The following is a 15,445-nucleotide window of genomic DNA, read 5'->3' as shown; positions in this document are numbered from 1 at the left end:
ATTATTGTTCTTCGTTTAGCGCTTTAATTATTTCATATGCACCCTGTGCATTTAAGACTTCTGTTACTTTTTCACCAAGTTCTACAGGATCAGTCCCACGTTCGGTTTGTTCGTAACGTTCTTTACCGTCAGGTGACATAATTAGTCCTGTGAATTCTATTGTACCATCACTATTTTTACTAGCATAGCCCCCTATAGGTACTTGGCAACTACCATTCATACGTTCTAAAAACGTGCGCTCTGCAGTTACACAATCTGCAACATCATGATTGTGGACTTTAGCAAGAAGTTCTAGCAACTCCTTGTCATCTGACCGACATTCTATACCTAAGGCCCCTTGACCTATCGCAGGTATCAAAGTACGCTCGTCTAAATATGAAGTGACGATATCATCAGACCAACCCATACGTTTTAGCCCAGCTGCAGCTAATAATATGGCATCGTAATCTTCATTATTTAATTTACTCAATCGTGTATCAATATTACCGCGAATCCATTTTATTTGTAAATGTGGATATTTTGCAAGTATTTGCGCACCACGTCTTAACGAACTAGTACCAACAATACTTTGCTTTGGTAGTTCTTCTAGTGGAATATGATTTTTAGCAATGTACGCATCATATGGATTTTCTCTGTCAGGTATGCAACCTAAAGTCAATCCATCTGGAATCACACTTGGGACATCTTTTAAGGAATGAATTGCCATATCAATTTCTTCATTAAATAAAGCATTTTGAATTTCTTTAACAAACAGACCTTTTCCGCCCACTTTAGATAATTGTTTATCTATAATTCGATCGCCTTTTGTTACGATTTCCTTTATTTCCACTTCTAAACTTGGATCTACTGATTTTAATTTATCAATAAATTGTTTACTTTGCGTTAAAGCTAACTTACTTCTTCGTGAACCTACTACTAATTTACGCATCATGCGCATCCTCCTAGAAACAAGTCTATTCATTCAACTAAATTACACTTCAATAAATACCTGTCCATTGATGAAAATCAGATATATGTGAAGCAAAAAATAAATTAATCATACTAAGACAAAACAATAAGATATTAAAGTAAATTAATTTATGCTTAGTTAGTATTTTTTTAACTCTAAAAATCAAATAAATTCCATATAGCAATGTTATGACTGATGACATAATAACTTTAGGGTCTATAATGATGTTTACACCTAAAGTATTAAATCCCCATTGCGCGCCTAGTACAATGCTTAATATTATGAAAATAAAACCGATTAAACTACTGTAGAATACCACTTGTTCAAGTGTGGCCACACTACCAATTCTAAAATATTTCTGGTCAAATCGTTTTTGTTTCAAATTATTATATTGTATTAAATACAAGATACAATTTACAAAAGCAAAAGCAAATAATGCGTAACTAATTACTGCCAAACTAATATGCACTATAAGCAATTCATTGATAATATTGAGTTTTTCACCGGTACTTTGATAATGCATAGGTTGGAATGTGTTGATTGCAATGAATAAAAAACCAATCATATTAAATAAAAATATGGATAAGTTTATTTGTTTAATCACATTGATAACTATGGAAATAGAAATAATAAGCCATGCTAACGCAAAAAACACATCAAATATATTCCCTAACGGAATTTGCTTCGTTACATTTACATATAAAGATAAAGAGACTGTTTGTAACATCCAAACAATCCCTAATGAAACAAAACCAATCATTTTAATTCTATGATGTTTTTTCAAAAAATCATAAAAATAACAAGCAATGCTAAATAAATAAATTAATAATATAAGTTCATTTAATCTAATGAACGAAAATTCTTGCATATCATCACCATTTGCATTTGCTTATTCAAAACTAAAAATTTGACTTGTCGTAGCTACATTACTTTTTTTCTTTTTTGGTTTATAGGCTTGTTCAGCTTCAATGTCAAAAATGTTTTGAAATAGCTCTAATTTTTCGTTACTTTTTTTGTCACTACTCAACTCTTTCGCTTGCTTAATAGGATCTTTTAACATTTGGTTAATGATACTTTTTGTATGTTTTGATATTATTTTACGTTCTCTTTCTGTTAAACCAGGAAGTTTTCGATCAATACTACTCATTGTATCTTCTTGAATATCCATCGCTTTTTCTCTAAGTGCACGAATAACAGGAACAACACCTAACATATTAACCCATTCATTATGTGCTTCAATTTCTGCTGGAATTCTTTGTAAAATTTCGTCAGCCGCATTTTGACGTTGTTTTAAGTTAGCATCCACTAAGCCTTTCAAATCGTCAACATCATAATTAAAGACATCTTGATGTGTATCAATGCCTGGTTCAATATCTCTTGGGACCGCAATATCAATCAATACGAGTGAATCATTTTTCCGTTGTGATTGAATAGAAGCCATCATGCTATTTGTAATGATATATTCATCTGAACTCGTTGAACTGATCACAATATCCGCATGTGCCAAAAGTTGTGGTAGTGCCTCCATAGATTCATACTTAACATTATGTGAGATTGCTAATTTCTGTGCTTTACTGACAGTCCTATTAACGATTGTCACATCAGTTACATCTGAACCAATCAAATTTAAGAGTGACAGCTCACTCATATCCCCTGCACCAATTATCAATGCGCTTTTATTATTAATTTTGCCAAATACTTTCTTACTAAGTTCAACTGCTGCATATGAAACACTCACTGCATTATCTGCAATATCTGTTTCATTATGTGCTTTTTTCGCGAAAGTAATCGCTTGTTTAAATAGATGATTAAATATAGTACCAGTTGTATCTTCTTCTTGAGCGATAAAGAATGCATCTCTAATTTGTCCAAGAATTTGAGTTTCTCCTAATACTACAGAATCTAATCCAGAAGTAACTTGCAATAAATGTTTTACTGCTGCGTCCCCCACTGTTACTTCAGTTATTTGTTTAATCTCTTCTACATCAAATCCAAAATTTCTCGCTAAAAAACGTTGAATATAATAGCGACCCGTATGAATTTGATCAACAACCGCATATACTTCTGTACGATTACATGTTGATAATATTACATTTTCTAAAATAGATTTAGTTTCAAATAAATCAATATTAGCTGAACGTATGGCATCATCTTTAAAAGCAACTTGTTCTCTCAGTGCTACATCTGCTGTACGATGATTAATGCTTATCGCAATTAAATGCATTTATAACGCCCTCCATACATATTACAATAAGTAAATTATAACACAATTATCATTTGAGTTAAGCATCTTGCGCACGTAAATTAGAAATATTCTAATTTACATTCAAATAGTTGTCATAATTTATACAATTTAAAGACCTTTTAAGCTTTTTATAAATATTTTTCAATTATATTCCAGACTTGTTGTTGTTTATTCGCTTGGATAGAAGAATAACTTATAATTTCATCCTCAGGTTCCATTTCAAGCTTTCGTTGAACATTAGCCAAATGTTTCTGTACTTTGCCTTTAGCAATTTTATCCTCTTTTGTAGCGATCACTAATGTCGGAATATCAAAATACTTCAAATAATTATACATTAAAATATCGTCTTCAGTCGGATTATGTCTCAAATCGACAAGCTGAATGACAAGCTTTAAAGATGTTCTTTGAGAAATATATTTTTCAATCATTTTTCCAAATGCTTCACGCTGCTTTTTACTTACTTTTGCATAACCGTAGCCTGGCACATCTACAAATACCAGTTGGTTATCAATGTTATAAAAATTGAGTGTTTGCGTTTTACCTGGTTGTTGTGAAGTTCTTGCCATATTTTTTCGTCCAATCATACTATTGATAAAGGATGATTTACCAACGTTAGAGCGACCACTAAGACCAACTTCACTTAATCCAGTTTCTGGATATTGTTCGGGCTTTACCGCACTTATTAATAATTCAATTTCATTAGGATTTATTTTCATTCCCGACCCTCTTTTCTATTAAAGTCACTTCATTATTATATTACACAATTTCACATATTTATATGTATTTTTATATGATTTATACTGCTTTTAAAAAGAAAGAGGCTAAGACATATTAAAAATGTCTCAGCCTCGTAGTTTGAATTTTTAACGTTGACGCATTTGAAATTTTGATAATTATAGTTTATATCAACGTTAATCTAACCTTGCAGGACAACCAATACTCATAAAATGATGCGTTGGCTTTGGCCCTTATTTCAAAACTGTTTTGTTAAGCAGAAGTTTGTTCCTTATTTACAAGGTTACCTTCTTTATCGTATAGTTCAGGATCTTTTTCTTCATTAATTGTTTCTTCTGTAATTACTACTTTCACAACACCATCAGAAGATGGAACATCGTACATAATATCAATCAATGCTTCTTCAATAATTGAACGTAATCCACGTGCACCTGTTTTACGCTCGATCGCTTTATTACTAATTGCAGACAACGCTTCGTCTGTAAATTCTAATTCTACATCATCAAGTTCTAACATTTTTGTATATTGTTTTACTAAAGCATTTTTTGGTTGCGTTAAAATATTTTTTAATGCATCTACATCTAATGTCTCTAAATTAGCAACAATAGGTACACGACCAATAAATTCTGGAATCAGACCATATGATTGTAAATCTTCAGGTCTAATTTGTTCTAAGATAGCATCTTCATCATATTTAGATGCTTCACTACTAGAAAAACCAATTACTTTTTCACCAAGTCTACGTTTGATTACTTCATCAATACCATCAAATGCACCACCTAGTACAAATAAGATGTTTGTAGTATCAATTTGAATTAATTCTTGGTTTGGATGTTTACGTCCGCCTTGTGGTGGCACACTAGCAGTCGTACCTTCAAGAATTTTCAATAGCGCTTGTTGTACACCTTCACCAGAAACATCTCTTGTAATAGATGTGTTTTCAGATTTTCTAGCGATTTTATCAATTTCATCGACATAAATAATACCTTTTTCTGCTTTATCTATATCAAAATCAGCTGCTTGAATTAAGCGAAGCAATATATTTTCAACGTCATCGCCAACATATCCGGCTTCAGTTAAACTCGTAGCGTCTGCGATTGCAAAAGGTACGTTTAATGTTTTAGCTAAAGTTTGGGCTAAAAGGGTTTTACCGCTACCTGTTGGACCAATTAAGGCAACATTACTTTTTTGTAATTCTACGTCATCTTCATTTGGACCTAAATTTTGAACACGTTTATAATGATTATATACTGCGACAGCTAAAGATTTTTTAGCTTTTTCTTGTCCAATAACATAATCATTTAATTGGTCCATAATTTCTTTAGGAGTTGGTAATTCTGTTAGTCCTTCTGATTCTGATTGAGCTAATTCTTCTTCAACAATTTCTGAGCATAGCTCAATACATTCATTACAAATGTATACGCCACTTCCTGCGACTAATTTTTTAACTTGGCCTTGATCTTTACCACAGAAAGAGCATTTTAAATTTTCTTCATCTTCATTGAATTTGAACATTCTATTTACACCCCTATTCCCTAAAGACTATACTAGATAGCATTTTAATATGCAACTTGAATAAATCTCAAGTTTTTTGCACAAAACATTGTAGCAGACACATTAATTGAATGCATCTGCTACTAGTTTACAATATTAAACAACTATTCTTTGTTTCTACAAACAATATGCTTGAGATATTTTTAATTATGCTTCTGAGTCATCTTTAGATGGTTCTACTAATTTCGCTTCTTCTACTAACATATCGATAACTTTTTGGATACGCACATCATTTTTAACGATGTCAGTACTGCCAAGCGTTTGTTTAATATCTTCTACAGATATATTAAACTGTTCACTCATTTTTTCTAATTCTTTATCGATGTCAGCATCAGATACTTCAACTTCTTCAGCATCAGCAATCGCAGTTAATGTTAAGTTTGTTTTAACGCGTTCTTCAGCATCATCTTTCATTTGTTCTCTTAATTGTGACTCATCTTGTCCAGAAATTTGGAAATAAGTTTCTAAATTAAGACCTTGTTGTTGCATACGTTGTCCAAATTCTTGAACCATGCGGTCTAACTCAGTTTTAATCATCGCTTCTGGAACGTCAATTGTTGTATTATTCGTAGCTTTGTTGATAGCTTCTTCTTTTTGAGTATTTTCAGCGTCTGTTGCTTTTTGTTCAGCTAAACGTTTACGTACGTTTTCTTTATACTCATCAACTGAGTTAGCTTCAGCATCTAATTCGTTTGCAATTTCATCATTTAATTCTGGAACGTCTTTATATTTAATTTCATTAACTTTTGTTTTGAATGTTGCTTCTTTACCAGCTAATTCTTCAGCATGGTATTCTTCTGGGAATGTTACATTAACATCTTTTTCTTCACCAGCTTTAACACCAACCAATTGTTCTTCAAAACCTGGAATGAATGATCCTGAACCAATTTCAAGGTCATAGCCTTCAGCTTGTCCACCTTCAAATTGTTCATCATCTACATAACCATCAAAATCAATGTTTACAGTATCACCGTTTTCAACTGCACCATCTTCTTTAACAACCATTTCTGCTAAATGTCCAAGTTGATGATCGATTGATTCTTGTACTTCTTCTTCAGTTAATTCAGTATCTTGTTTTTCAATTTCTAAACCTTTGTAATCACCAAGTTCAACTTCAGGTTCAACTACAACATTTGCTTCAAATGTCATGTCTTCACCTTTTTCAATTGATGTTACATTGATTTCTGGTTGATCAACTGGTTTAATGCCAGTTTCGTCAATAGCTTCACCATAAGCTTCTGGTAATAAGATATCAACTGCATCTTGATACAATGCTTCTACACCAAAGCGTTGTTCAAAAATTTGGCGAGGTACTTTCCCTTTACGGAATCCTGGCACATTAATTTGTTTAACCACTTTTTTGAAAGCTTGATCAATTGCTTTGTCTACTTTTTCTGCTGGAACAGTAACAGATAAAACGCCTTCGTTACCTTCCTTTTTTTCCCAAGTTGCTGTCATGTATAAAAACCTCCATGATTATCCTATTTTATTTTTTCAACTTCATTATTATAGCACACGTCAAAGCTCGACACAAATTATGAATTTTATATGAATAATAAATAAAAAGTTGAAATTTATTTTAATTTTTTTTACCTCTTAACATCATTACCCACTTTTCATATGAGTTAATGATAAAACAACCTATTTTTCTTTATCTAGTGACACGATGAATGCAAGCACATGATTCGTTTCATCAAGACTTTCTAAACCGACCATAGATTTGAAATAATTTGTGTAACCTTCTATCCAAGTTTGCTTAGTTGCAATGTTTTCAACATTTAATGGATATAGTAAAATAGCATGATTATTCAGCAAATGAAGTGCTTCCTCTACAAGCTGTGCTGCACCATCTTCAAGTTGTTTTAGTACGTTAGGTATGATTTCATTTTTGAATAAAGTTTGTTCTAATCCTTCAAGATTACGTGGAATCACATTGATTTCATATCCGTATTTATGAATAGAAATCGTTTGGTCATTTTTTGCAAAGCGCAAGTATTCCAACATAATACTTACGACATTTGGTGCTAGTGCTAACGCATTCAACAAATGAATAACTGTTTCTTGATAACGATATTGACTATGGTCTATGAGCGTCAACATAATATTAACTTGTTCTTTAAGTGTTAATGTATCAAAATTTTGTAGCATTTGAGCTGCATGTTCATTATGTTTATCAATTTGGCTTAATGCAAATTCCTTGATTGGAAACAGTTCCATTCTAGTTTTATGATCATTAACCTCATCTATGATTTGGTTAATGATTTCGACGACTTCAAAATATTGACCCAAGCCATTTAAACTTTTTACATAGTAAATCATTAAATCATCATAATTGGACATACCTTGTTTTAATAAAATGATTGCTTCTTCACGTAATTCTAAATAATGTTCCATTTTAAAAAGCATCGCACATTTTAAAAGCGCCATTTGTTCATCAAGTTCGAATTGAGCTTCTAATGACTCAAACAAATCATAGGCTTGCGCTAAATTATTTTCATTAAAAGCTTGCTTAATTTCTCTAATCAACTTTTCTTTTGATCGTGGAAATGGAATGATATCAGACATTGATCAACACCTCTATTGTATTGCCTGTAAAATGAGTGCACTCCATGTTTCAAAGTCATCATAATTATCTATCTTATTATGATTGACCCATTTAATTTTTAAAGTATCTGTCTCTTTTGCTTCTACATCATTACTATTAACATTTATCTTAAATACAACACCTAAATGAACTTCACCGACTTCATTTGTATCATCGTTGATAAAGCCTATGTATGCTAAATTTTGTGATTTACTTTCAGAAAGTCCTACTTCTTCATTTAATTCTCTCTGAGCATTCACTCTGAGCACTTCATTAATAGATTCGGCTCCTTTAACGTCATTCATATGACCACCGACACCGATTGAAGATTGCCCGTGTAAACGTGTTTCTCCACCACCAGATAGACGTTCATAAACCAAAATTTCATCGTGTTCATTTTCTAATATGCAATATGAAATAAGTTGTTTATAACTTGGATTTCCCTCCATATCACCACGACGTTTAATTTCATAATTCGATAGTGTTTCAAAAATGTCTTGTCCTTTATTTGAATTTTTATCTAAAAATCCATTAAACTGATTATTTTCATTATCAAATAAAATTTTTCTTGGTACGACTGTAATCATTTCATCAAATTTAGACATTAGTTTCTCCTTCATGTGTGACTTCTTTGTTATTTTATCAAAACATTTAAGTATCTCAAAATAATACTAATGTCAAAGCTCTAACCAGCAGTGAAATTTTTAATCATCTCATATTCCAATCTCTGAGTTAAAAATAATTATTATATTGGTATTCGCTCAAGCCTCTCTATTTTATAATACTTACGCTTTGCTAATACCACATAAAAGCCTGAGACAATATGGTGTCCCAGGCTTTATTTTAAAATTATTTTAAAGCTTCTTTAGCTTTAGCTACTAATTCACCGAAAGCTTTGTCATCTGAAATTGCGATTTCAGAAAGCATTTTACGGTTAACGTCGATATCAGCTTTTTTCAAGCCGTTCATTAATCTTGAATAACTCATATCATGTTGACGTGCTGCAGCATTAATACGTGTAATCCATAATTTACGGAAGTCACGTTTTCTTTGACGACGGTCACGGAAAGCGTATTGTCCTGATTTCATTACTTGTTGTTTTGCAACTTTGTATAATGTGCGTTTCGCACCGAAGTAACCTTTAGCTAATTTAATCGTCTTTTTACGACGAGCTCTTGTTACTGTTCCACCTTTTACTCGTGGCATAATAAATTCCTCCTTAAAATGTGTACATGCTTAATATTTTCGTTATTTCTCACGCTAACTCGTTAATTATTTTTTATAAGATAATAATTGTTTTACACGTTTCATGTCTGATTTGTGTACTAATGAAGCTTTACGTAATTTACGTTTTTGTTTAGTCGTTTTATTTGCAAACATATGTGAAGTAAAAGCTCTTGAACGTTTTAATTGACCTGAAGCAGTTCTTTTAACACGTTTAGCAGCTCCACGGTGTGTTTTCATTTTAGGCATGATTCATTTCCTCCTGTATTATCTAGTATTATTTTTCATTTATCGGGTTAAGCATAATGAACATTTGACGGCCGTCCATTTTAGGTCTTTGCCCAATAGTTGCGATATCTTTACATTCTTCAGCGAATTTTTCTAAAACTCGTTGACCAATTTCTTTATGCGTAATCGCACGTCCTCTGAAGCGAATAGAAACTTTACATTTATCGCCTTTTTCTAAGAACTTACGTCCATTTTTCAATTTAGTTTGGAAATCATGTTCCTCAATTGTTGGACTTAAGCGAATTTCTTTAAGGTTAATTGTTTTTTGTTTCTTCTTCATTTCTTTTTCTTTTTTCTGTTGTTCGAATCTGTATTTACCGTAATCCATAATTCTTGCAACAGGTGGTTTAGCATTTGGAGCCATTAAGACTACATCTAAACCTACTCTTTCAGCCATTTCTAGGGCTTCGGATTTTGATTTAACACCAATTTGTTCTCCATCTTGCCCTATCAAACGTAATTCTTTTGCGCGAATCTTTTCGTTAACTTGAGTCTGATCTTTTGCTATGGTTGACACCTCCAAGATTTTTACGAAATTATCCCAAGCAAAAAGAGCGAGTATATAATATACCCGCTCTTCTCTACACATGATATTTCCATGTATATATAGACCTGCCAACTGCATTTGCGTCGCCACAGGTGAGAAGCGGGAGCTTCTACTTGGTTCGTTTCGTATTCAACATTACCTATCTTAGCAACAATATTAATATAAGTCAACAGTTTGTTTTAATTATTATTTAATTTCGTCCATATCTACATCTTGATGTAAGTTCACTTTCTCTAATGGAACCATTCTAGTTTTATAACGCAATTTATGATAAATAAAGAAAGCAAGAAATACCGGAATACCCATATACGTGATTACAAAACGATTCAAGTTAAATTCACCTGTTTTGATAAAATCAACATCTTGTCCGATAATGACTAGCACACAAAGTATACCAGCAAAGATTGGACCAAATGGGAATAATTTAGCTTTGTATTTTAATTTAGATTTATCATAATTTTGCTTATCAAATGCTTTTCTAAATCTATAATGACTAACCGCAATACCTACCCATGCGATAAAGCCAGTCATACCACTTGCAGCAACGATATATTCATAAGCGTCACCACTCAAATGTTGTAATATAAAGATACCTACGACAATGATTGCTGTCGTGATTAGCGATACATATGGAACACCGTTTCTATTTGTTTTACCAAAAATTGGATAGGCTAATTTATCTTTACTCATAGAGTATAGCATTCTAGTCGATGCATACATTCCAGAATTACCTGCTGATAATACTGATGTTAAGATAACCGCATTCATAAATGAAGCAGCGAAAGCCAATCCTGCATTTTGGAATACTAATGTAAATGGCGAAGTTGAAATATCATCTCCACCGCCCATTAACGCCGAGCTATCATATGGTATTAACATACCGATTACAAAAATTGCTAATATATAAAAAATCAATATTCTCCAAAACACTTGTTTAATTGCTTTAGGCACTGCTCGTTCTGGGTTTTCTGATTCACCAGCTGTAATACCGATTAATTCAGTACCTTGGAATGAGAATCCTGCAACTAAGAATACCCCAAGGATTGTTAGTAGGCTACCATCTAATCCGTCACCAAGAATTGGCCCTCCACCTTTAGTGAATGTGTCAAAACCTACGAATTCTCCACCCATAATACCTAGGATAGTAAGTAGACCAATTCCGATAAAGATAATAACTGTAACAACTTTAATTAATGCAAACCAGTATTCACTTTCGCCATATACCCTAACGGACAATGCGTTTAGTCCAAATATAATCATTAAGAACAAACAGCTCCAACTCCATGCTGGTATACCTGAAAGTGGTGTCCAATATTGAATCACTTGTGCAGCAATTGTAACGTCTGCAGCAACTGTAATAACCCAGTTGAACCAATAATTCCATCCCAATGCAAAACCAAGTGATGGGTCAACGAAACGCGTAGCATATGTACTAAATGACCCAGAAACAGGTAAATAAGTAGCCATTTCTCCTAAAGATGTCATAAGGAAAAATACCATTGCACCAATAATTGCGTATGCAAGTAATGCACCCAAGGCGCCTGCATCATGAATTGCACCACCAGAAGTCATAAACAAACCAGTACCAATACAACCACCAATTGCTATCATGGATATATGACGATCTTTTAGTCCTCTTTTAACTCCATTATTTTGATTTCCTTCTTTTGCCATAGATGCTCCCTTTCCTTTAAACTTAGAGGCCAACTTACTATGCGATTATAATTATACTTTTATAGTTATTAATAACGTAAATATTGTAATATACATGTTATTTAAACAATTTGCTTTAAATTTCCCGTTTTAGTATGAATAATAATCTTTAACCTAAAATAAAATGGTTACATACCTATTAGATATGCAACCATTTTAGTAATAGCATTTATATAGGTAGCACATCACATATGTGACAGTCCAGTCCCTTTCGAGAACTGACCCAACCAATAGCGCAAATGGTCACTTTTGGTTTCGGCATTTTCACCTTTCACAAATCCTACATACGCTCCAAATAGCTTCCGGATTGTTACTGATTAAAAACGCAACCTCTAACTCAATTTTTTATTTTTTTATTTCACTAAGATTTAATATACATGATTTCAAGATTACTTTCAAGGTTATCTTTGTTTTTTAAGTCTGATTTCATCTACCAAGTCCCAAATAAATGACTCTTTTTCAACCGTTTCTTGATCTTGAGAACCATATTTTCTAACATTCACTTCATTATTTTCCATTTCTTTATCTCCAACTACAAGTTGATAAGGGATTTTTTGCATTTGAGCTTCTCTAATTTTGTATCCCATTTTCTCATTTCTATCGTCTATCTCGACTCTTACGCCTTGTGATTTAAGTTCATCTTGCAAATGTCTAGCGTAATCATAATGCAAGTCCACATTTACAGGGATAATTTCAACTTGTTTTGGCGCTAACCATGTAGGGAAAGCGCCTTTAGTTTCTTCTGTTAAAAATGCAACAAAGCGTTCCATTGTCGAAACAACGCCACGATGGATGACTACAGGTCTATGTTGCTCACCGTCTTTTCCTATATATGATAATTCAAATTTTTCAGGTAGTAAAAAGTCTAATTGTGCTGTTGATAATGTTTCTTCTTTACCCATAGCTGTTTGAACTTGGACATCTAACTTAGGACCATAAAATGCCGCTTCACCAATAGCTTCTTCGTATTCTAAACCAAGTTCATCAGCCGCTTCTTTCAACATACTTTCTGCTTTATTCCACATTTCTTCATCATCAAAGTACTTTTCTTTATCCTCTGGATCTCTGTAACTTAAGCGGAATTTATAATTTTCAAACCCAAAGTCCTCATAAACATCGACGATTAAATTAACAACCCGTTTGAACTCTTCTTTTATTTGGTCTGGTCTTACAAAAATATGTGCATCATTTAAAGTCATTCCTCTAACACGTTGTAACCCAGAAACAGCACCACTTGCTTCATAACGATGCATTGTACCTAATTCAGCAATTCGAATTGGTAATTCGCGATATGAATGTGGTTTATTAGCATAGATCATCATATGATGAGGACAGTTCATAGGTCTTAACACCATTTCTTCATTTTCATCTAATTTCATAGTTGGGAACATGTCTTCTTGATAATGATCCCAATGCCCTGATGTTTTATATAAATCTACATTAGCCATCACTGGTGTATAAACATGATCATAACCCATGCTCACTTCTTTATCTACAATATATCGTTCAATTTCACGGCGAATTGTTGCACCGTTTGGCAACCATAATGGTAACCCAGCACCTACTAATTGATTATTTGAGAATAATTCTAGCTCTTTACCAATTTTACGGTGATCGCGTTCTTTACGTTCTTCTAACATTTGTAAATGTGCTTTTAAATCTTTTTTATCGAAGAAAGCAGTACCGTATATACGTTGAAGCATTTTATTATCGCTGTCTCCACGCCAATATGCACCTGCAGTTGATAAAAGCTTAAATTCTTTAATTTTGGAAGTAGACGGTACATGAACACCACGACATAAATCAGTAAATTCACCTTGCGAATATAAAGTAACATTTTCATCTTCTGGAATGGCATCTATTAATTCTAGCTTATATGGATCATCTGCAAAAAATGTTTTAGCTTCATCTCTCGAAACTACTTTTCGCTCTATAGGATAGTTTTCATTAACAATTTGTTTCATTGTTTTTTCAATTTTTTCAAAATCATCGGATGACACACTTTCAGTCATATCAAAGTCATAATAAAAACCACCATCAATTACTGGACCTACACCAAATTTCACATCTCCGTATAAACGTTTTAATGCTTGTGCCATTAAATGTGCAGTAGAATGGCGTAAAACTTCTAAAGCTTCATCACTACCAGGTGTTACAATTTCAATTTCACCATCTGTTTCAATGGGTCTTGTTAAATCAATGAGTTGTCCGTTTAATTTACCTGCAACTGCCTTTTTTCTTAAACCTGGACTGATTGAATGCGCAATTTCTTCAGTAGTAATTCCTTTTTCAAATGCTTTCGCATTACCATCTGGAAAAGTTATATTTATTTGAGCCATTTAAATTCCTCCTATTTATACTTGCCTTAAATCATAGCGAAAAGGACATAATTACAAATGTAAAACAAAAAGACCCCATCCCTAAAAGGGACGAGGTCTTCGTGGTACCACCCTAATTAAAGTTATTTCTGTAAGAATGAAACAACTTTACTCTACATAAGTTAACGGTCTTGAGCCGGATGTTGATTAAAACATCTATAATGAAGTAGTAACAGATAATGATACTTACCAAATTCTCATCACACATTGGTTCTCTGTGAAGTAACCATTTACCTATCGTGTCTTCATTTTATTTCGCTTGATTTAGATTTAATTATATTATACAACAATTTTTTTTAAATTCAATCGTTACGATAATTTTTGCCTTCCAAAAAATATGGTGTTGCTAAAGATTTAATTCTTTCCATAATTCTAGCTGCTTTTGTTTTTTCTGTACCGTTACGCGTAACAGAAAGATGATATTCTAATTCTTCAAAACTTAGGTTAGAGCTAAAGAACGTTGGTAACTCTTGAACCATTCTATAATGTAATAATGGACCAATCACTTCATCTCTCGCCCAAGGTGTAATTTCTTCAGCACCAATATCATCCAACATTAATACATGTGATTCACGTACTTTTGCAAGCCTTGATTCGAAACTACCATCTTTAAACCCGCCTTTTAAAGAGCGAATAAATTCTGGTAAATATACAATTGTAGAAGGTACTTTTTCAACTTTTAATTCATTGGCAATTGCACCTAAGATAAATGACTTGCCTGTACCAAAAGGACCGTGTATATATAAACCTTTAACTTGGGGTGCTTTTTCTACTATTTTTTCACAAATATCCGTTGCTGCCATTGCGACATCTATACGGTCTCTCTTATCCATATAAATATCGCTTAATTTGGCATTTAATGTATCTCGTTGCATATGATGTGAGGCAATTAAATGTGCATCGAATTTTTCTTCATCATGTTTAATTTTACATGGGCAAGGCAAGTAACGAATCTTAATGTGTTGATTTTCTACATATAATTCAGGTATGTGACCTTTAACAAAATTAGGGCAATCTTTAAAAGCATGTCCATCATAATGTTTTTCTTGATCCTTATATTCTTGTAAAATATTCAAATCTTCATCAATCATCGCATTCGTCACTTCAGATTGATGCGATTCTAGAAACGTCTTAACGTCAGGATCATTGATAACATCTTTTTTTATCTTTTCAATTCGCTTACTTAAATCTTTAGAATCACCCATAATATGATTGAAAGACTTCATAT

The 15,445-nt window shown here is 32.8% G+C and carries 14 protein-coding genes, 1 riboswitch and 1 other annotated feature; all 14 genes read right to left on the bottom strand.

Annotated features, from left to right (window positions below):
* Position 1: 1 nt before the first annotated feature.
* On the bottom strand, positions 2–928 hold the full coding sequence (gene hemC, locus KA856_RS06075) for a hydroxymethylbilane synthase (RefSeq protein WP_107384317.1): 927 nt from the start codon (positions 926–928) through the stop codon (positions 2–4).
* Positions 929–977: 49 nt separating this feature from the next.
* Positions 978–1,817, bottom strand: a complete 840-nt coding sequence (gene ccsA / locus KA856_RS06070) for a cytochrome c biogenesis protein (protein WP_107384316.1) — start codon at positions 1,815–1,817, stop codon at positions 978–980.
* Positions 1,818–1,838: 21 nt separating this feature from the next.
* Complete coding sequence (gene hemA, locus KA856_RS06065) at positions 1,839–3,173, bottom strand: glutamyl-tRNA reductase (RefSeq protein WP_210138559.1); 1,335 nt, start codon at positions 3,171–3,173, stop codon at positions 1,839–1,841.
* 149 nt (positions 3,174–3,322) lie between these two features.
* Entirely contained in the window at positions 3,323–3,910 is a 588-nt protein-coding gene (gene yihA / locus KA856_RS06060; protein WP_107384314.1) for a ribosome biogenesis GTP-binding protein YihA/YsxC, read from the bottom strand.
* A 271-nt stretch (positions 3,911–4,181) separates the two neighbouring features.
* Positions 4,182–5,444 (bottom strand): ATP-dependent Clp protease ATP-binding subunit ClpX, encoded by a 1,263-nt coding sequence (gene clpX, locus KA856_RS06055; protein WP_210138558.1) that lies wholly within the window; start codon positions 5,442–5,444, stop codon positions 4,182–4,184.
* A 186-nt stretch (positions 5,445–5,630) separates the two neighbouring features.
* Positions 5,631–6,941 (bottom strand): trigger factor, encoded by a 1,311-nt coding sequence (tig, locus tag KA856_RS06050; protein ID WP_107384313.1) that lies wholly within the window; start codon positions 6,939–6,941, stop codon positions 5,631–5,633.
* Between the two features lie 183 nt (positions 6,942–7,124).
* A complete protein-coding gene (locus KA856_RS06045) occupies positions 7,125–8,048 on the bottom strand; it encodes a hypothetical protein (protein ID WP_210138557.1) in 924 nt (307 codons plus the stop codon).
* Positions 8,049–8,060: 12 nt separating this feature from the next.
* A complete protein-coding gene (locus tag KA856_RS06040; protein ID WP_210138556.1) occupies positions 8,061–8,672 on the bottom strand; it encodes an NUDIX domain-containing protein in 612 nt (203 codons plus the stop codon).
* A 244-nt stretch (positions 8,673–8,916) separates the two neighbouring features.
* Entirely contained in the window at positions 8,917–9,273 is a 357-nt protein-coding gene (rplT, locus tag KA856_RS06035; RefSeq protein WP_019468478.1) for a 50S ribosomal protein L20, read from the bottom strand.
* 66 nt (positions 9,274–9,339) lie between these two features.
* Positions 9,340–9,540: a 50S ribosomal protein L35 gene (rpmI, locus tag KA856_RS06030; protein WP_019468477.1), complete on the bottom strand. Its 201-nt coding sequence runs from the start codon at positions 9,538–9,540 to the stop codon at positions 9,340–9,342.
* 28 nt (positions 9,541–9,568) lie between these two features.
* Complete coding sequence (infC, locus tag KA856_RS06025; protein WP_107384326.1) at positions 9,569–10,096, bottom strand: translation initiation factor IF-3; 528 nt, start codon at positions 10,094–10,096, stop codon at positions 9,569–9,571.
* Between the two features lie 23 nt (positions 10,097–10,119).
* Positions 10,120–10,247, bottom strand: a sequence feature (ribosomal protein L20 leader region).
* 65 nt (positions 10,248–10,312) lie between these two features.
* The gene (locus tag KA856_RS06020) at positions 10,313–11,800 is read right to left on the bottom strand and encodes an amino acid permease (RefSeq protein WP_019468475.1); all 1,488 of its coding nucleotides are present in this window, start codon (positions 11,798–11,800) and stop codon (positions 10,313–10,315) included.
* Between the two features lie 209 nt (positions 11,801–12,009).
* A riboswitch (Lysine riboswitch) is annotated at positions 12,010–12,182 on the bottom strand.
* 58 nt (positions 12,183–12,240) lie between these two features.
* The gene (gene thrS, locus KA856_RS06015; RefSeq protein WP_107384310.1) at positions 12,241–14,178 is read right to left on the bottom strand and encodes a threonine--tRNA ligase; all 1,938 of its coding nucleotides are present in this window, start codon (positions 14,176–14,178) and stop codon (positions 12,241–12,243) included.
* 341 nt (positions 14,179–14,519) lie between these two features.
* Positions 14,520–15,443: a primosomal protein DnaI gene (gene dnaI / locus KA856_RS06010; protein ID WP_210138555.1), complete on the bottom strand. Its 924-nt coding sequence runs from the start codon at positions 15,441–15,443 to the stop codon at positions 14,520–14,522.
* Positions 15,444–15,445: the final 2 nt, after the last annotated feature.

It is taken from the genome of Staphylococcus sp. GDB9P120P, from assembly GCF_017893435.1.
Lineage (GTDB): Bacteria > Bacillota > Bacilli > Staphylococcales > Staphylococcaceae > Staphylococcus > Staphylococcus cohnii.
The sequence above is the reverse complement of the archived record's forward strand: the minus strand, read 5'-3'. Positions and strand labels throughout refer to the sequence as shown.